Consider the following 17909-nt stretch of genomic DNA (forward strand, 5'->3'; position numbering starts at 1 on the left):
CCGGGGAGCACACGTGCACCAGACCGCACCACCCGACCCCCCGACCGGAGCCGCCACCGCGCCCGGCCCGGCTGCCACCGTGCCCGGCCGGGGCGGGGCCACGACCGTTGCGGCCAACACGAGTGCGACGACCGGCCCCGGCACCGTCGGGCTCGTCGCCGCCACCGCCGCCGGGCGGCGGCACGCCCGGACCCTCGCCGACGCCTGGCCGCACGCCCGCCTGATCCCGGGAGAGACGGTCGCCGACGCGCTGCGGAGCGCCTGGGCGCGGTGCGACGCGGTGGTGGCGTTCCTGGCCACCGGGGCGGTGGTCCGGATCCTCGCGCCGCTGCTCGGCGACAAGCGCAGCGACCCGGCCGTGGTGGTCGTCGACGAGGCCGCCCGGCACGCCGTCGCCCTGCTCGGCGGGCACGCCGGCGGCGCCAACGCCCTCGCCGCCGAGGTGGCCGCGCTGCTCGACGCCCGCCCGGTGGTCACCACCGCCACCGACGCGGTCGGCCTGCCCGGCCTGGACACCCTCGGCTGGCCGGTCGAGGGCGCGGTGGCCGCCGTCTCCCGGGCGATCCTGGACGGCGAGCCGGTCCGCCTCGACGCCGACGCCACCTGGCCGCTGCCGCCACTGCCCGACAACGTGCGCGCCGACGCGCCGGACGGCGGGTACCGGCTGCTGGTCACCGACCGGGTCGTGCCGCTGGACGGGCGGACCGCCGTGCTGCGCCCGCCGTCCCTGGTCGCCGGGACCGGCTCCAGCCGGGGCGTGGCCGCCGCCGAGGTGGCCGGGCTGCTGCGCCGGGCGCTCGCCGGAGCCGGGCTGGCCGAGGCCAGCCTGCGCTGCCTGGCCAGCGTCGACCTGAAGGCCGACGAGGCGGGCATCGTGGACACCGCCCGCGCGCTCGGCGTACCCCTGATGACCTGGCCGGCGGCAGAGCTGGCCGCCGTCGACGTGCCGCACCCCAGCGAGGTGGTCCGCGCCGCCGTCGGCACCCCCAGCGTCGCGGAGGCCGCGGCGCTGCGCGGCGGCGACGCCACCCTGCTGGTGCCGAAGACCGCCTCGGCGATGGCGACGGTCGCCGTCGCCCGGCACGCCCCGCGCGGGCGGCTGGCGATCGTCGGACTCGGCCCCGGCGCGCCCGACCTGCGCACCCCGCGCGCGGTGGCCGAGCTGCGCCGGGCCGCCGTGGTCGTCGGCCTCGACCAGTACGTCGCGCAGGTCCGCGACCTGCTGCGGCCGGGCACCCGGGTGCTCGCCAGCGGGCTCGGCGCGGAGGAGGAGCGGGCCCGCGCCGCCGTCGCCGAGGCCACCGCCGGTCACGCGGTCGCGCTGATCGGCTCCGGCGACGCCGGGGTGTACGCGATGGCCAGCCCCGCCCTGGAGTACGCCGACGCCCGCGTCGACGTGGTCGGCGTGCCCGGGGTGACCGCCGGGCTGGCCGCCGCGGCGCTGCTCGGCGCGCCGCTCGGGCACGACCACGTCTACCTGAGCCTGTCCGACCTGCACACCCCGTGGGAGGTCATCGTCCGGCGGATCACCGCCGCTGCCGAGGCCGACCTGGTGGCGCTGCTCTACAACCCGCGCAGCCGAGCCCGGGACTGGCAGCTCGGCGCGGCGCTGGAGGTGTTCGCCGCGCACCGCCCGCCGGACACCCCGGTCGGCGTGGTGCGCAACGCCAGCCGCGCCGGCGAACGGGTCCACCTGGCGACCCTGGCCACCTTCGACCCGGCCCTGGTCGACATGTACGGCGTGGTGGTCGTCGGCAGCACCCAGACCCGGCTGGTCGCCGGCCGGATGGTCACGCCCCGGGGGTACCGGTGGCGGCGGTGAGCATCGGCGCCTGCCAGGGCTGCGGCGCCTGCCTGCTCACCTGCCCGACGCACGCCATCCGGCCGGTACCCGGCGGCCTCACCGTCCGCGAGGACCGCTGCACCGGCTGCCTGGAGTGCCTGGAGATCTGCCCGGTGGACGCCATCCGCGCCACCGCCGAACCACGAGGAGACCGATGACTTCGACCCCGGACGCCGCCCCGCCCATCGGGCGGTGGAGCCGCGCCGAGCGGGTACGCCTCGGCGGCGTGGTGGCCGCCGTCGCCGCCCTGCACGTCGCCGGATGGAGCCTCTACCTGTACTGGAACGACCAGCCGGCGGCGGCCGGCGGGCTGGCCGGGGCCGGCGCCCTGGCGTACCTGCTCGGGGTGCGGCACGCCTTCGACGCCGACCACATCGCCGCGATCGACGACACCACCCGGCTGATGCTGCTGCGTGGCCGCCGGGCGGTCGGCGTCGGCTTCTTCTTCGCCCTCGGACACAGCGCGGTGGTGCTCCTGCTCGCCCTGGTGATCGGGCTGGCCTCGGCCACCATGACCGACGGCGGCCTGGCCGGGATCCGCGAGGTCGGCGCGGTGGTCGCGGCGGCCGCCGCCACCGCGTTCCTGCTGCTGGTGGCCGGGCTCAACGCGGCGGTGCTGGCCGGGATGGCGAAGCTGTGGCGGCGGCTGCGCGCCGGCGCGCTGGACGAGTCCGAACTGGACCTGCTGCTGCTCAACCGCGGCCTGATGCACCGGATCCTCGGCTCCCGGGCGCGGTCGCTGGTCCGCTCCTCCTGGCACATGGCCCCGGTCGGCTTCCTCTTCGGGCTGGGCCTGGAGACCGCCAGCGAGGTGACCCTGCTGTCGCTGTCGGCGAGCACCGCCGCCGGCGGCGGCCTGCCGGTGCTGGCCCTGCTCACCCTGCCGCTGCTCTTCGCCGCCGGGATGTCGGCCATGGACACCGCCGACAGCCTGCTGATGGCCCGCGCCTACTCGTGGGCGTACCGGCACCCGGCCCGGCGGCTCTGGTACAACCTGGCCACCACCGGGATGACCGTGCTGGTCGGCGCGCTGGTCGCCAGCGTCTACGGGGCCAGCCTGCTGGTCGACCAGCTCGGGTTGACCGCGCTGTCCGGGTACGCCGCGCTGGGCGACCACTTCGAACAGCTCGGCTACGCGGTGGTGCTGCTCTTCGTGCTGGCCTGGGTCGGCGCGGTGGTGCTGTGGAAGCTGCGCGGCCACGACCGGCGCTACGGCGGCGCGGCCGAGGAGCGGCCGTGACCCGGGTCGTGCACGCCATCGAGCAGGAGTCGTACCGCATCCTGCGGGACCGGGTCGACCTGAGTCACCTGCCCCCGCTGAGCCGGGCGGTCACCGAGCGGGTGGTGCACGCCAGCGCCGACCTCGACTACGTCACCGAGCTGGTCTGCGACGAGGCGGCGCTGGCGGGCGGGCTGGCCGCGCTGCGCGCCGGCGCGCCGATCGTGGCCGACGTCTGGATGGTCGCCGCCGGGATCACCGGGGCCGGTCGGGACATCGTCTGCCCGGTGGCCGAGCCGGCCGCCGCCGCGCTGGCCCGCGACACCGGCCTGACCCGCTCCGCGGCGGCGGTGCGCATCGCCCTGGACCGGGTCGGCCCGGGCGCCGTCTGGGTGGTCGGCTGCGCACCGACCGCGCTGGCCGAACTGATCACCCTTGACGCGGCGCCCGCCCTGGTGGTCGGGCTGCCGGTCGGCTTCGTCGGCGCCGCCGAGAGCAAGGCGGCGCTGCGGGCCAGCGACCTTCCCGCCGTGTCCAACGTCGGTGAGAAGGGCGGCTCGGCGGTCGCCGCCGCCGCCCTCAACGCCCTGCTGTACCAGGAGGAGACGCAATGACCGCGCTGGTCATCGTCGGGCACGGCACGCGCAGCGCGGCCGGGGTCGACCAGTTCACCGCGCTCGTCGACCGGGTCCGGCGGCGCGCCGCCGGCAGCGTCGGCGACGTCGAGGGCGGCTTCATCGAGCTGTCCCGCCCGCCGCTGACCGACGCGGTCGGCGCGCTGGCCGGCCGGGGCCACCGGTCGCTGGTGGCGCTGCCGCTGGTGCTCACCGCCGCCGGGCACGGCAAGGGCGACATCCCCGCCGCGCTGGCCCGCGAGCAGGACCGCCACCCCGGCCTGACCTACCGCTACGGGCGGCCGCTCGGGCCGCACCCGCTGCTGCTCACCGCCCTGGCGGAGCGGATCGACGCCGCCCTGGCCGGGGCCGACCGGGCCGGCACCTGGGTGGCGCTGATCGGCCGCGGCTCCACCGACCCGGACGCCAACGCCGAGGTGGCGAAGGTGGCCCGGCTGCTCTGGGAGGGGCGCGGCTACGCCGGGGTCGAACCGGGCTTCGTCTCCCTGGCCGAGCCGTCCGTGCCGGCGGTGCTGGAGCGGCTGCGCCGGCTCGGCGCCCGACGGATCGTGGTCGCCCCGTACTTCCTCTTCGCCGGGGTGCTGCCGGACCGGATCGTCGCCCGGTCGACCGAGTTCGCCGCCGCCCACCCCGACCTGGACGTGCGGGTGGCCGACCTGATCGGCGACTGCGACGCGCTGGCCGACCTGGTGCTGGAACGGCACGCCGAGGCGCTGCGCGGGGACATCCGGATGAACTGCGACACCTGCGCGTACCGGGTGCTGATGCCGGGCTTCGCCGACAAGGTCGGCCGGCCGCAGACCCCGCACGATCACCCCGACGACCCGGTGGGCGGCCATCAGCACCACCACCACGACGGGCACCGGCACCACGGGCACCACCAGCACGGCCAGGAGCCCGGCCTGCGCCCGGGGCAGGTCGCCGTGGTGGGCGGCGGCCCCGGCCCGGACGACCTGATCACGGTACGGGGGCGGGCGCTGCTGGACGCCGCGGACGTGGTGGTGGCCGACCGGCTGGCCCCGCAGGGCCTGCTCGCCGGGCTGCGCCCCGGGGTGCTGGTGGTCGACGCGGCGAAGGTGCCGCGCGGGCCGTCGATGGGGCAGGACACCATCAACGACACCCTGATCGCGCACGCCCGCGCCGGCAAGCGGGTGGTCCGGCTCAAGGGCGGCGACCCGTACGTCTTCGGCCGGGGTCACGAGGAGGTCCAGGCCTGCGCGGCGGCCGGGGTGCAGACGGTGCTGGTGCCTGGGGTGAGCAGCGCGGTCGCCGCGCCGGCACTGGCCGGGGTGCCGGTCACCCACCGGGGCGTCGCGCACGAGTTCACCGTCGTCTCCGGCCACCTGCCGCCCGGGCACCCGGACTCCCTGGTGGACTGGGCGGCGCTGGGCCGGGCCCGGGGCACCCTGGTGCTGCTGATGGCGGTCGACACGGTGCAGAAGATCGCGGCGGTGCTCATCGAGCACGGCCGGGCGGCCGACACCCCGGTCCTGATGGTGCAGGACGCGGGCCAGCCGGGTCAGCGGTCGCTGTCGTCCCGGCTGGACGAGGTGGGCGAGCTGGCGGCCCGGGAGGACGTCCGGCCGCCGGCGGTCTTCGTGGTGGGGCCGGTGGTCGGGCTGCCCGGGCCCGCCCGCCCGGCCGACCCGGTTCCGTAACCTGCGACCGGCCGCCGGCGGACGGGTGGGCGGCGTCGCCGTGGGCCCACGTCGAGGTGGGCGCACCCGCGCCCGACCGGTCGGCGAGGCGCTCGCCACCCGGCCGGGCCCCGGTCGACGTCAGCCCGCCAGTGCCCGGCCCAGCGCGTAGCCGAGGGTCGCGGCGGCCAGCCCGGCGGCCACGCTGAGCAGCACGTTGGCCAGCGCGTGCCGCCGGGCGCCGGTGCGGGCCAGCCGCAGGGTCTCGTAGCCGAAGGTGGACCAGGTGGTCAGCGCGCCGCAGAAGCCGGTGCCGACCAGGGCGGTGACGGCCGGCCCGGCGGGGACGGCCAGCAGCACGCCGAGCAGCAGCGAACCGGCCACGTTGACGGTGAGGGTCCCCCAGGGCAGCAGCGAGTCGAGCCGGGCCTGCACGGCCCGGTCGGTCAGGTAGCGCAGTGGCGCGCCGAGCGCCGCGCCGACGGCGATGAGCAGGACGGTCACCGGTCGGCGCCCCGATCCAGCAGCCGGCCGGCCAGCGCGTCCCCCACCCAGACCGCCAGCAGGCCGGCGACCAGCGTCGCCGCCAGGTACGCCAGCGCGATCGGCACGGCCCCGGCGACGACCGCCCGCTGGGCGTCCACCACGTACGCGGAGAAGGTGGTGAACCCGCCGAGCACGCCGACGCCGAGGAACGGGCGGACCAGCGGGGCGGTGTCGCGCCGGCCGAGCACCGCCATCAGCGCCCCGATCAGCAGGCACCCGGTCACGTTGACCCAGAAGGTCGACCACGGAAAGCCGGTGGGCGGGTGCGGCAGCGCCGCCTGGACGCCCGCCCGGGCCAGCGCGCCGAGCACCCCGCCGGCGGCGACGGCGCCGAGCACGGCGGCCGGGTGTGCGCCCAGCTCGCGCCGGTCGGCGGATACGCGCAGGTCGACGTCGGGGTCGATGCGCCGGGATGCGGACACCTGTCCTCCTACCAGTACCTGCCCGGTCGGGTCCACCTTACGGTCGTCGGTGGTTGCGTCGATTCGGCCTGGAGCACGCCGGCGCCGCGCTGCGTCGGTTTCGGCTGGCCGGCGTCGGGGCACAACCCCCGCGACAACGATCGTCGAGAGGGGGTTCGTGATGGCCGGGAGCAGCACAACCGCCGGGACCCGCGCGGAGGAGGGCGGGGAGAAGAAGGGGTCCCGGGATGGTCGGCGGCGGCCGGACGGCCCGCCGTTCCGCAAGCCCAGGTGGCCGAAGGCGTACTCGTTCGCCCTGGTCACCGGCGCGTTCTTCCTCCTCTCCTGGGCCGGTCAGTTCATCTTCCAGCTGGTCGTGGAGAGCAACGAGGCCAGCCAGCACGGGCAGTCCTTCGCCTGGAGCGAGTTCCTGCCGCAGTTCTTCGCCTCGACGCTGGAGAACTGGCAGTCGGAGTTCCTCCAGCTGATCTGGCAGGCCGCCGGGCTGGCGCTCTTCTACCACTGGGGGTCGTCGCAGTCCCGCGAGTCCGACGAGCGCATCGAGGCCAAGCTCGACGCCCTGCTCCGGGACCGGAACCTGGACCCGCAGAACCCCTGACAGGGGACGAGCCGCGGCGGGCCCGGCCGGACCATCCGCCCGGGCCCGGCCCGTCGGGGGATCAGTTCGCGTCGGGCAGCGGGCGGGCGGCCAGCCCGCCGAGCAGTGCGCCCTCGACCGCGGTCAGCGTCACCATCCCGCTGGCCACCTCCGGCGTCCAGCCGATCCCGTCCGCCAGCCCCAGCCCCGCCAGGTGTCCACCCCAGACCAGCGCGGCCAGCGCCGCGCCGGCGACCGGCAGCCGCAGCGCCGCGTCCGGGCCGCGTACCGCGTCCGACCGGCACAGCACCAGGTCGGCGAGGGCGGCGCCGGCCACCGCGCCGACCGCGCCCGAGGCCTGCGGCACCGGGAACTCGAACATCACCAGGGCGAACAGCGCCACCCCGGCGACCACGGCGCTGGCCGCCCCGGGCGTCGCCCGGCGGCGGTGCGACAGCAGGACCGGCACGCCGATGACCACCGTGGTGACCAGGTACGCGTCCACGCCGAGGACGGCCGCCTGCTGAGCACCGGAGGCCCCCGTCTCCCGGGTGGCGGCGGCGCTGAGGAACGCCGAGGAGTGGCCGAGCAGGATGGTGGTGGCCATCGTGCCGAGCGCCAACGAGGCGACCCCGGTCGCCGCCCGCGCCCCGCCCTCCCGGCTGGCCCACCAGGAGCGCAGCGGGCTGGTCAGCAGCAGCACCGCCCCGCCGTCGAGGAGCAGGTGACTGGGGCTGAACTCGGCGTCCAGCCCGACCTCCACCCCGAGCGTCTCGTGCCACACCAGGTCGGCCAATCCGCCGGCGGCGAAGACCGCGACGCCGATCGCGCCCACCCGGTACCCCCGCGGCCAGCCGTCGCGCCACCACCGCGGCGCGCGGTCCCGACGCCGGTACGCCAGCCAGCAGATCCACCCCGCGCTGCCGGCGAAGCCGGCGTACAGCAGGCCGTGCCACGGCGTGAAGAAGCCCTCGATGGTGTCGAGCAGGCTGGTGTGCGCCCACCCGTCGGCCAGCGCCCCGCCCACCAGGCACGCGCCGAGCAGGACGGCGACCAGATCCTCCCACCGGCTCGCCGGGGCCACCCCCGGCCGGCTGGCCGCCCGCCCGCCGATGCCCGCCGGTGCCGTGTCGGTACGCGTCATCGTCGCCACCCTCCCACGTCGTGTGCCACCGTGCGCCATTGTGCCGCTTCGCTGCGTGATCGGGCGGCAGGCGCATCGACCGTCGCCGCGGTGGTCGGCCGTCCGGGGCGGGGCGTACGGTACGCAACGTCGCCTCGGCGCGGACCCGCGCCGGACCCGCGCGCCCAGGAGGCACCGTGCAGGACCGCACCCCCTCGCCGGAGGAACTGGAACCCGTCGAACGGGTCGGGGTCGACGAGCTGCGTGCGTTGCAACTCGACCGGCTGCGCTGGTCGCTGCGGCACGCGTACGACAACGTGCCGCACTACCGGCGGGCGTTCGAGGCGGCCGGCGTGCACCCCGACGACTGCCGGGAGCTGGCCGACCTCGCCCGGTTCCCGTTCACCGGCAAGGCGGAGCTGCGGGAGAACTACCCCTTCGGCATGTTCGCGGTGCCCCGCGAGCGGGTGGCGCGGCTGCACGCGTCCTCCGGCACCACCGGCCGGCCCACCGTGGTCGGCTACACCCGCGAGGACCTGCGGACCTGGGCGCGGCTGATGGCCCGCTCGATCCGCGCCTCAGGCGGGCGGCCCGGCGACCGGGTGCACGTGGCGTACGGCTACGGCCTGTTCACCGGCGGCCTGGGCGCGCACTACGGGGCCGAGGAGCTGGGCTGCACGGTCATCCCGGTCTCCGGCGGGATGACCGAACGGCAGGTGCTGCTGATCCGCGACTTCCAGCCCGAGGTCATCATGGTCACCCCCAGCTACATGCTGGCCATCGTGGACGAGATGGAGCGCCAGGGCGTCGACCCGCGCGCCACCTCGCTGCGGGTCGGCATCTTCGGCGCCGAGCCGTGGACCGAGGACATGCGCCGGGAGATGGAGCAGCGCCTCGACATGCACGCGGTGGACATCTACGGCCTGTCCGAGGTGATGGGCCCGGGGGTGGCCACCGAGTGCGTGGAGACCAAGGACGGGCTGCACCTCTGGGAGGACCACTTCTACCCCGAGATCATCGATCCGGTCACCGGCGCGGTGCTGCCCGACGGCGAGCAGGGCGAGCTGGTGCTCACCTCGCTGACCCGGGAGGCGATGCCGGTGGTCCGCTACCGCACCCGCGACCTCACCCGCCTGCTGCCCGGCACCGCCCGGCCGATGCGCCGGATCGAGAAGATCACCGGTCGGACCGACGACATGATGATCGTGCGCGGGGTGAACGTCTTCCCGACCCAGATCGAGGAGCTGATCCTGCGTACCCCCGCGCTGTCGCCGCACTTCCAGTGCGTGCTGGCCCGGGAGGGGCGGCTCGACACCCTGACGGTCAAGGTGGAGCGCCGCGCCGGAGTCGGCGTCGAGGAGGCCGCCCACGCCGGCCGGTCCCTGGTCGAGCAGGTGAAGAACACCATCGGGGTCAGCGTGGCGGTGGAGGTGATCGCGCCGGACGGGGTGGAGCGCTCGATGGGCAAGATGCGGCGGATCGTCGACCAGCGGCGGGTGGGCTGAGATGGCGGAGAACGGCCGGCCCGCGGCGGGGCGTACCGCCGCGCACGACATGTTCGACGCGGACGTGGCCTCCCGCGCCCTGGGCATCGAGCTGGTCTCCGCCGGCGACGGCGCCGCGGTGGCCCGGATGCGGGTGACCGCGACCATGCTCAACGGGCACGCCATCGGCCACGGCGGCTTCGTCTTCCTGCTCGCCGACACGGCCTTCGCGCTCGCCTGCAACAGCCACGGCCCGGCCACGGTCGCCGCCGGCGGCGAGATCAGCTTCCTGCGCCCGGTCCGCGAGGGCGACCTGCTGACCGCCCGGGCCACCGAACGGACCCGCTACGGCCGCAGCGGCATCTACGACGTCACCGTCTCCCGCGGCGCCGAGGTGGTCGCCGAGTTCCGGGGCCGCAGCCGGACGCTGGCCCGCGGCGCCGAGGGCTGACCGCGCGGCGCACCGCCGCTGTCGGGGGTTTCCGGCACGATGACCGGATGACACACATCGTGCCCTTCCATTCCGTGTACGGGCTCCGGCCGGCCGTGCTGGCCCAGGCCGACCGGTTGCGCGCGGCCGGGCACCGGGTCGTCACTCCCGACCTCTACGGTGAGCCGCCCACCGACACCGTGGAGGCGGGTTTCGCGCTGCTCGACAAGATCGGCCGCGACGAGGTGCTGCGGCGGGGCCGGGCCGCGCTGGCCCCGTTGCCGCCGGAGACGGTGCTGGCCGGCTGGTCGATGGGCGCGGGGGTGGCCGGGGCGCTGCTGGCCGAGCGGCCCGACGCCGCCGCGCTGCTGCTCCTGCACGGCACCGGCGCCGAGCCGGCCGCGGTCCGCCCGGGCCTGCCGGTGCAGCTGCACCTCGCCGACCCCGACGAGTACGAGACGCCGGAGGAGGTCGCCGAGTGGCAGCGGGCGATGACCGGGGCGGGGGCGCGGCTGGAGGTGTTCCGCTACCCGGGGGCCGGGCACCTCTTCACCGACCCGGACGTGCCGGACCACGATCCGCGGGCCGCCGAGCAGACCTGGGAGCGGGCGCTGACCTTCCTCGCCGGGCTGCCCGGCCCGTCGGCCGGCTGACCCGGGCTGCCCACCACGCCCTCCGCGTGCCGGTTCGCCGGTGCGCCGGCGAGCGGTTGAGGCCACCGGCCTGAGCGGCGGGCCCGTCGCCCCGAAGCCCGTGACCGTGGCCGCCGTGGTCTCCAGTCCGCGCGGTCCGCCGTTTCGCCGGCCGCCTCGCGTGCCGGGGATCGGTTCAGGCCACTCGTCTGAGCGGCGGGCCGCCCCGCGGCGGCGTCTGGCCGGCGCGCTCCGCTGCCGCGTGACGCAGTGCCAGCACGACGGCGGCACTGCCCCGGCCGGTGGGAGCGGGAGGCGACGACGGCCGGTGCGCGCGCCCGTCCGGCGCGTTGGCCAGGGGTCGGTCGTGGCCCGCGCCGGTGTCGGAGGCTCGCCCGTGCCGGCGCGGCCCGGCGGCGAGCCGGGGGAGGATCGGCACGACAGGGTCCTCGTGGCCGCCGCCGGAGCGCGGACCCCACCCCAGGTCACGGCGGAGGCCGTCGGCTATCCGGGTGCCCTCGTCCCGGATCCGGTTTCGGGTTGACGGCGCCGGTGGCATCGACCACCGCCCCGCGCCGTCCACGGTGGACCGAGGGCCGGACGCGATCACGTCGGGGCGCGTTCGGGCGGCGTGGTGGCCCTGCCCGCCGTCGAGGGCTGCCGCCGGGGCGAGGACGGCTACCTGCTCGGCAGCGAGGGCGGGAGCCGGCTCGGCGTGGGCCGGGCGGGGCGTGGCGAGGCGGGGAGCGGCCGTACTCGAGCGGGTGGGCGCCACCCGTCCGGATGCCGTCGCGCGCCACTGCTCGGCCCGCCGGCCGAACTCGGCGCGGACCGCCCGGGGCAGCCGGTCGTACGCGGTCCGGCGCAGGGCCGGGTCCACGATCTCGTACCGGCCGTGCCGGTCGCACCGGAGCAGGGTGTCGGCGGTGGCGAGCCGGCGCAGCAGCGCCGCCGCCCGCCCGGGCGCCCAGCCGAGCAGCCGGTCGACGGCCGGCGCGGTGAAGTCGACGCCCAGCGCCGCGCCCGCCGTCAGCACCGCCCGCCGCGCGTCGTCGAGCAGGTCCAGCCGGGCGGAGGCCATCCGGCGGACCGCCTCCGGCAGTCCGGGCTCCCCGTCGCCGCTCGCTGCGACGTACGCGCCGGCGTACCCGGGCATGCCGCCGACCAGCGGCAGCAGGCGGCCGGCGAGCGCGGCCGGCCGTCCGGCGCGGCCGAGCAGCCGGCGCAGCAGCCGCCCGGTGTCGACCGCGCCCAGCGGTGCCAGCGCCACCCGGCAAAGGCGGTCGTCGGGCACGGGCTGTGGGTCGGCCAGCTGCGGTCGGTGGGTGGCGACCACGGCCAGCGGCAGCCCGCGCAGGGTGGCCGCCGCGAAGAGGGCCCGCAGGAAGCGGTCCAGCTCCGGCCCGGCCCGGTCCAGGTCGTCGACCGCGACCACCACCGGCTGCCGGGCGGCGAGGGCCAGCAGCACCTGGCGGCAGGCCGCCGGGGCGCCGGTCGCCGGGGCCGTTCCCTCCGGCGCGGCGAGCAGCGCCGCCAGCGCGGTGACCGTCGCGGTGGCCCGGGCCGGCGCGACCAGCCCGTCGACCAGGGCGGCCAGCCGCCGGTGGACCACCGCCGGCGGGTCGCTGTCGCGCACCCCGGCCAGGTCGCGCACCAGCTCGGCGACCGGCCCGAGCGACCCCTGCGGGTACGGCGGGCAGCGCGTCACGCACCAGCGGACCGCCACCCCGTCGACCTCCCGCAGCGCGTGGCGCAGCTCGTGCAGCAGCCGGCTGCGGCCGATGCCGTCCGGTCCGACCAGCGACACCCATCGTGGCCGGTGCTCGCGGGCGGCGCGGACGAGCTGGTCCTGGGCGGTGGCCAGCTCCCGGCGCCGGCCCACCAGCGGACCCTCGTGCCGGGGCCGGCGCGGCCGGGCCGGCGCGGTGACCCGCCAGACGTCGACCGGCAGCGCCTTGCCGGCCAGCGCCACCGGGGCGAGGGCGCGCTGGTCGACCAGGTCGGCGGTGGCCCGGTGGGTGGCGGCGCAGACCACCACTCCGCCGGCCGGGGCGTACTCCTGCAACCGGGCCGCGGTCGTGGTGACCGCGCCGCTGGCCGCGCCGTGCCCGCCGTCGTGGGCGGCGGCCAGGTCGACCACCGCCTCGCCGGTGGCCACCCCGACCCGGACCCGCAGCCGCACGCCCCCCGGCATGGGCCGCCGGTCCAGGGCACGCTGGATCTCCAGCGCGGCCCGGACCGCCCGGTACGCGTCGAGCCCGTCGGAGCGGCGCGCGCCGAACAGCGCCATCACCGCGTCACCGACGTACTTCTCGACCACGCCGTCCCAGTGCCGCAGCACCCCGGCGACGGTGTCGAAGTACGCGCGTTGCAGCGCGCGGACGTCCTCCGGGTCGAGCCGTTCGGTCAGCGCCGTCGAACCGACGATGTCGGCGAACAGCACGCTGACCACGCGCCGTTCCTCCCGGACCGGCCAGGGCGACGTGACGTCCTCCCGACCGGTGGCGACCGTGGACAGTGGCATCGCACCCACCTTTCCCCCCAGCAGCGGTGCCTTACGACATCCGGACACTGTCACCACCGGGCCGTCGGGGGATCTGCAGAACGACGTATGTCGGCCGGTCGCAACCTTTAGTCGCAATGTCGACGCGAGGAGTACCACAGCGGGATCAAGCCCGTAGAACGGTGCGGGGACCTGTGACTAGGCTGCGGACATGGCCAGCGATGTGGACAATGCGCCGCTCGTCGGCCGTGCCGATCAGCTGACGGCGCTGCGTTCCGCGCTGCTCGACGAGCTCGGGCCCGGGCAGACCGCGGCGGTCTTCGTCAGCGGTGAGAGCGGGGTGGGCAAGACCCGGCTGCTGCACGAGGTCGGGGCACGGCTGCGTGACGCGGGAGCCGTCGTACTGACCGGCACCTGCCTGGACATCGGCGACGCCTCGCCGCTGCACCCGGTGATCCAGGCGCTGCGCCGCTTCGACGCCGAGCTGACCGCCACCCAGGCGCGGACCTCGTCGGCCGTACGCGGCCTGCTGCGGGCGTTCGCCGAGGAGACGGCCACGGCCGACGGCGGCGCGCTGCTGGAGCGGGTGTCCCGCGGGTTGGCCCTGATCGCCGAGGGCCGTCCGCTGGTGCTGGTCCTCGACGACCTGCAGTGGGTCGACCGGAGCACCCGGCAGCTACTGCTCTACCTCCTCGCCGGCCTGGGCGACCTCCAGCTCTCCGTGCTCGCCGCGGTGCGGGCCGAGTCGTTGCAGGGTGCCCACCCGCTGCGCCGGGTGCTCACCGAGCTGCGGCGGCTGCGTTCGGTCCGGGTGGTCGACCTGGCCCCGCTGGACCGGGCGGACACCGACCGGCTGGTCGCCGCGATCGTCGGCACACCGCCGGCCCCGGAGGCCGCCGAGCAGGTCTGGCAGCGCAGCGGCGGCAACCCCTTCGTCGTCGAGGAACTCGCGCGCGACCTGCGCGACGGCCGCGACGGGCTCTCCGACACCCTGCGCGAGATCTTCCTGTCCCGGGTCGACGCGCTGCCCCAGCACGCGCACGCGGTGGTGCACGCCGTGGCCGCCGGGGTGGAGCCGGTCGAGCACTGGCTGCTGGCCGAGGTGCTGGGCCTGCCCGAACAGGAGCTGATCGAGGCGGTCCGCGCCGCGGTGGCGCACCGGCTGCTGGTCGGCGCGGACGACGGCTACCGGCTCCGGCACCGCCTGGTCGCCGAGGTGCTCGCCCACGAGCTGCTGCCCGCCGAGCGCTCCGCCCTGCACCGGCGCTACGCCGAGGCGCTCACCCGGGCGCCGGCGGAGCTGCACCAGGCCCGGCTGGCGCACCACTGGCGGTTGGCCGGCGAGCCCGGCCGGGCGTTGCCGGCGGCGATGGCCGCGGCCCGCGAGGCCGAGCGGCTGCACGGTTTCGCCGAGGCGCACCGGCACTGGTCGGTGGCGTTGCAGCTGGCCGACACCCCGCCCGCCGGGCCGACGGAGGCGGCGCCGGTGGAGGTCGACCGGGCGGCGCTGCTGGAGCACGCGGCCGAGACCGCCCACCAGTGCGGCGAGCACGCCCGGGCGCTCTCCCTGCTGGCCGAGCTGGCCGGCGGCGACGACGCCGAGGCGTCCTGCGCGCTGCGCATCCGGCGGGCCCGCTACCTGGCCGCCGCCGGGCGCTCCGCCCCCGCCGAGGCCGAGTACCAGCGCGTGCTGGAGGACGCCGACTGCACCTCCCGGGAACGGGCCACCGCCGCCGCCCACCTCGCCGAGCTGCTGCTGCACCTGGGCCGGTACGCCGACGCCGGCGCCCGGGCCCGGGAGGCGCTGGCGCTGGCGGCCGAGGTCGACGGAAGCACCACCGAGGTGGTGCTGGCCAGCTCGGCGCTCGGCTTCAGCGAGGCGTTCCTGGAGGACCCGGACGCCGGCCTGGCCGTGGTGCGGCGGGCGCTGGAGATCGCCGAGCGGGCCGGCCGGCCCGAGGACGTGGCGTGCGCGTACCTGCACCTGGCGGAGCTGCTGACCGGGCCGCTGAACATCCTCGAGGAGGGGGTGGTGGTGGCCCGCCGGGGCGCCGAGCGGGTCGCCGAGCTGGGGCTGGGACGCACCTACGAGACCCGGCTGCTGGCCATCGCCACCAACGGGCTGTTCCGGGTGGGGCAGTGGGCCGAGGCGGAGAAGGTCGTCGCGGCGGCGCTGCGGCACCGCCCGTCGGGCGCGGACGCCGTCGAGCTGCTGCTGGCCCGGTGCCGCCTCTCCGTCGGCTACGGCGACGTGGCGGCCTCCGACCGCGACCTGGAGGCGGTGGCCACGGTGCTGGCCGGTGGCGGGGCGCGGCACGTGCTGCCGATGCTGATCCTGCGGGCCGGGCTGGCGATGTGGCAGGGCCGGCACGACGTGGCCCGGCAGGCCGTGCAGCGCGGCCTCACCGAGAGCCGCTCGGACGACGTGGTGCTGCTGGCCACCCTGGCCTGGCACGGCCTGCGCGCCGAGGCGGAGGCGCACGCCAGCCGGACGGTGCCGGTCGACGAGACCGTGGTCCGGCGGCTGCGCGAGGTGGTCGACCGGGTGGCCCGCAAGAGCGCCCACGCCGCCCGGCCGGTACGCCTGGGCGCGGAGGGCTTCCTGGTGCTGTGCACGGCCGAGCTGAGCCGGCTCGACGGGCGGGGCGACCCCGACCTGTGGGCCCGGTCGGCCGCCGAGTGGGACCGGCGCAATCACCCGTACCCGGCGGCGTACTCGCGGCTGCGGCAGGCCGAGGCGCTGCTCGCCCGACGCAGCCGCAGCGCGACCGCGGCCAAGCTGCTGCGCCGGGCGTACGAGATGGCGCAGGGGCTGGGCGCCGTGCCGCTGACCAGCGAGATCAAGACCCTCGCCGGGCGGGCCCGGGTGGAGCTGGAGGAGCGCGCCCAGCCGGCCGGCGGCCCGGGGGCGGCCCGCAGTGAGCCGGTCAGCGACGAACTGGCGGTGCTGACCGCCCGGGAGCGTGAGGTGCTGGCCGCGGTGGCCGAGGGGTTGACCAACAAGGAGATCGGCCAGCGGTTGTTCATCAGCGAGCGGACCATCGGCGTGCACGTCTCGCACATCTTCGACAAGCTCCAGGTGCGTACCCGGGTCCAGGCCAGCGCGATCCACCTGCGCAACGGCGCTGACTGAGCACACACCGGGTCGCGACGAATACGTCGTTCTACTGATCCCGTACGTCGGTGTCGCTGGAAGGCTGTCCAGCGACGCCGACGGCACGGGGGTGCCCCGACCACTGTGGAGGAGACATGACGGAACCGGTCTGGGGCCCGGTCCACGCCGACATCGTCGGGCTGCTGGCGGACCACCCGGGCGACGTGCCGGCGGTGGTGGACCACCTCACCAAGCTCCAGGACCTGCTGGTGCGGCTGCCGCCGTTGGAGCGCAGTTGCCCGCTGGCCGACTTCAACGAGCTGTACCTGACCATCACCACCAGGGTGCTGGAGGGGCTGTACGACGACTTTTTCGCCGACCCGGTCTTCCTGTCCCGGCTCGACGTGGAGTTCGCCACCCGCTACTTCGACGCGCTGCGACTGTGGACGGAGTCCAGCCCGACCACCCCGAAGGCCTGGTCGTGCCTGTTCAAGCGGATGCGCGGCCCGGACGCCCGGCCGCTGCCGTCGGCGGCGGCGGGGGTGAACGCGCACATCAACTTCGACCTGCCGTTCGCGCTGGTGACGACCTTCGACCACCTGGAGTCCGAGCCGGTCGACGGCAGTGAGCAGCACCGCGACTATCTCAAGATCAACGACATCTTCGCCGACAAGATCCCCTCGCTGCGGCGCGGCTACCTGGAGCGGTGGCAGCTGCTGATCGACATGCTCAACGGGGACGTCGACGACTGGTACCAGGGCGAACTGGTGGAATACACCCGGGACGTGGCCTGGCGCAACGCCCAGAAGATCTGGCGGTGCCGGCACGACCCGCACGCCCGCGACTGCGAGCGCACGCGGCTGGACGACAACGCCGCGGCGCTCGGCCGGCTGCTGCTCTCGCCGCTGGGGGCGTTCCTGCAGTAGCCGGGGACGGGGGGTCCCCGCGCTCCGGGAAACCGGGGCGCGGGGACGCGTCCCCGCCGGGCAGGATGGCCGGATGCCGATGACCGAACAGCCCCTGCCCGGCAACGTCACCAGCGGCGTGGTCCGGGTCGGCGACACGGTGCGCCGGCCGGTCGGCCCGTGGACCGACAGCGTCGACGCGCTGCTGGCGCACCTGCACGCGGTGGGCTTCACCGGCGCGCCCCGGCCGCTGGGCCGCGACGCGCGGGGCCGCCAGGTGCTGGAGTACGTGCCGGGGGAGTGCGGGCCGGAGGCCGGGACGTACCCGCCGGCGGAGCTGGCCTCGATCGGCCGCCTGCTGGCCGACCTGCACGACGCGGTGGCGGGGTTCGTGCCCCCGGAGTCGGCCGGCTGGCGGGTGGCCATCGCCCCGGACGGCGTCGACCTCGTCTGCCACCACGACGCCGCGCCCTGGAACCTGGTCCGCGCCGACCGCGGCTGGGTGCTGATCGACTGGGACGGCGCCGGCCCCGGCACCCGGCGCTGGGAGTTGGCGTACGCCGCGCAGGCCATGGCGGGGCTGCGGCCGGACCGGCCGGTCGCCGAGTCCGCGCGGCGGCTGCGCGCCCTGGTCGACGGGTACGGCCTGGCCGACGCGGACCGCCCGGCACTGGCCGCCACCCTGGGCCGCCGGGCCCGGGCGATGTACGCGCTGCTGCGCGACGGCGCCCGCGACGGGGTGCAGCCCTGGGCCCGGATCTTCACCGTCGACGGGCCGTACTGGCGGGCCACCGCCGCGCACCTGGACGCGCACGTCGAGGACTGGACCCGCGCGCTGGAGTGAGCCGGGGTGTCGACC

General features: G+C 76.8%; 16 protein-coding genes. 12 read left to right on the forward strand and 4 right to left on the reverse strand.

From position 1 onward, the window contains the following. The first annotated feature begins 79 nt into the window (after positions 1-79). Genes cobJ through cobA form a run of 5 tightly spaced genes read left to right on the forward strand, consistent with a single transcriptional unit; the run spans position 80 to position 5355 of the window. A complete protein-coding gene (cobJ, locus tag V6U89_RS10400; RefSeq protein WP_334570719.1) occupies positions 80-1822 on the forward strand; it encodes a precorrin-3B C(17)-methyltransferase in 1743 nt (580 codons plus the stop codon). Then, positions 1810-2001, forward strand: coding sequence for a 4Fe-4S binding protein (locus V6U89_RS10405; RefSeq protein WP_334570617.1), 192 nt, complete (start codon positions 1810-1812; stop codon positions 1999-2001). The genes cobJ and V6U89_RS10405 overlap by 13 nt, the downstream gene beginning before the upstream one ends. After that, positions 1998-3083 (forward strand): HoxN/HupN/NixA family nickel/cobalt transporter, encoded by a 1086-nt coding sequence (locus V6U89_RS10410; RefSeq protein ID WP_334570618.1) that lies wholly within the window; start codon positions 1998-2000, stop codon positions 3081-3083. Before V6U89_RS10405 ends, V6U89_RS10410 begins: the two co-directional genes overlap by 4 nt. Next, a complete protein-coding gene (locus V6U89_RS10415; protein ID WP_334570619.1) occupies positions 3080-3676 on the forward strand; it encodes a precorrin-8X methylmutase in 597 nt (198 codons plus the stop codon). Before V6U89_RS10410 ends, V6U89_RS10415 begins: the two co-directional genes overlap by 4 nt. After that, positions 3673-5355, forward strand: a complete 1683-nt coding sequence (gene cobA, locus V6U89_RS10420) for a uroporphyrinogen-III C-methyltransferase (RefSeq protein ID WP_334570620.1) — start codon at positions 3673-3675, stop codon at positions 5353-5355. The genes V6U89_RS10415 and cobA overlap by 4 nt, the downstream gene beginning before the upstream one ends. A gap of 120 nt (positions 5356-5475) precedes the next feature. Here cobA and crcB read toward each other — a convergent pair whose 3' ends face one another. Then, the gene (gene crcB / locus V6U89_RS10425; RefSeq protein WP_334570621.1) at positions 5476-5838 is read right to left on the reverse strand and encodes a fluoride efflux transporter CrcB; all 363 of its coding nucleotides are present in this window, start codon (positions 5836-5838) and stop codon (positions 5476-5478) included. Continuing rightward, a complete protein-coding gene (locus tag V6U89_RS10430; protein WP_334570622.1) occupies positions 5835-6302 on the reverse strand; it encodes a FluC/FEX family fluoride channel in 468 nt (155 codons plus the stop codon). Before V6U89_RS10430 ends, crcB begins: the two co-directional genes overlap by 4 nt. A gap of 160 nt (positions 6303-6462) precedes the next feature. Here V6U89_RS10430 and V6U89_RS10435 point away from each other — a divergent pair, with 160 nt between their 5' ends. Continuing rightward, positions 6463-6900: a DUF6766 family protein gene (locus tag V6U89_RS10435; RefSeq protein ID WP_334570623.1), complete on the forward strand. Its 438-nt coding sequence runs from the start codon at positions 6463-6465 to the stop codon at positions 6898-6900. A 61-nt stretch (positions 6901-6961) separates the two neighbouring features. Here the strand turns inward: V6U89_RS10435 and V6U89_RS10440 are convergent, their stop codons facing one another. Then, on the reverse strand, positions 6962-8023 hold the full coding sequence (locus tag V6U89_RS10440) for a hypothetical protein (protein ID WP_334570624.1): 1062 nt from the start codon (positions 8021-8023) through the stop codon (positions 6962-6964). Between the two features lie 176 nt (positions 8024-8199). Between V6U89_RS10440 and paaK the strand changes: the two genes are divergently transcribed. The 3 genes from paaK to V6U89_RS10455 are packed head-to-tail and all read left to right on the forward strand — an operon-like array spanning position 8200 to position 10569. Continuing rightward, the gene (paaK, locus tag V6U89_RS10445; protein WP_334570626.1) at positions 8200-9507 is read left to right on the forward strand and encodes a phenylacetate--CoA ligase PaaK; all 1308 of its coding nucleotides are present in this window, start codon (positions 8200-8202) and stop codon (positions 9505-9507) included. Between the two features lies 1 nt (position 9508). Beyond that, positions 9509-9937: a hydroxyphenylacetyl-CoA thioesterase PaaI gene (paaI, locus tag V6U89_RS10450; protein ID WP_334570627.1), complete on the forward strand. Its 429-nt coding sequence runs from the start codon at positions 9509-9511 to the stop codon at positions 9935-9937. Positions 9938-9984: 47 nt separating this feature from the next. Next, positions 9985-10569, forward strand: coding sequence for a dienelactone hydrolase family protein (locus V6U89_RS10455; RefSeq protein ID WP_334570628.1), 585 nt, complete (start codon positions 9985-9987; stop codon positions 10567-10569). A gap of 175 nt (positions 10570-10744) precedes the next feature. Here V6U89_RS10455 and V6U89_RS10460 read toward each other — a convergent pair whose 3' ends face one another. Then, positions 10745-13072, reverse strand: coding sequence for an AAA family ATPase (locus V6U89_RS10460; RefSeq protein WP_334570629.1), 2328 nt, complete (start codon positions 13070-13072; stop codon positions 10745-10747). A gap of 190 nt (positions 13073-13262) precedes the next feature. Between V6U89_RS10460 and V6U89_RS10465 the strand changes: the two genes are divergently transcribed. The 3 genes from V6U89_RS10465 (at position 13263) to V6U89_RS10475 (ending at position 17894) form a co-directional block, all read left to right on the forward strand. Further along, the gene (locus tag V6U89_RS10465; RefSeq protein WP_334570630.1) at positions 13263-16184 is read left to right on the forward strand and encodes a helix-turn-helix transcriptional regulator; all 2922 of its coding nucleotides are present in this window, start codon (positions 13263-13265) and stop codon (positions 16182-16184) included. Positions 16185-16300: 116 nt separating this feature from the next. Continuing rightward, entirely contained in the window at positions 16301-17071 is a 771-nt protein-coding gene (locus V6U89_RS10470; RefSeq protein WP_334570631.1) for a DUF5995 family protein, read from the forward strand. A 73-nt stretch (positions 17072-17144) separates the two neighbouring features. Continuing rightward, the gene (locus V6U89_RS10475; RefSeq protein WP_334570633.1) at positions 17145-17894 is read left to right on the forward strand and encodes a phosphotransferase; all 750 of its coding nucleotides are present in this window, start codon (positions 17145-17147) and stop codon (positions 17892-17894) included. Positions 17895-17909 lie beyond the last annotated feature (15 nt).

It is taken from the genome of Micromonospora sp. CPCC 206171 (genome assembly GCF_036906755.1).
GTDB lineage: Bacteria > Actinomycetota > Actinomycetes > Mycobacteriales > Micromonosporaceae > Micromonospora > Micromonospora purpureochromogenes.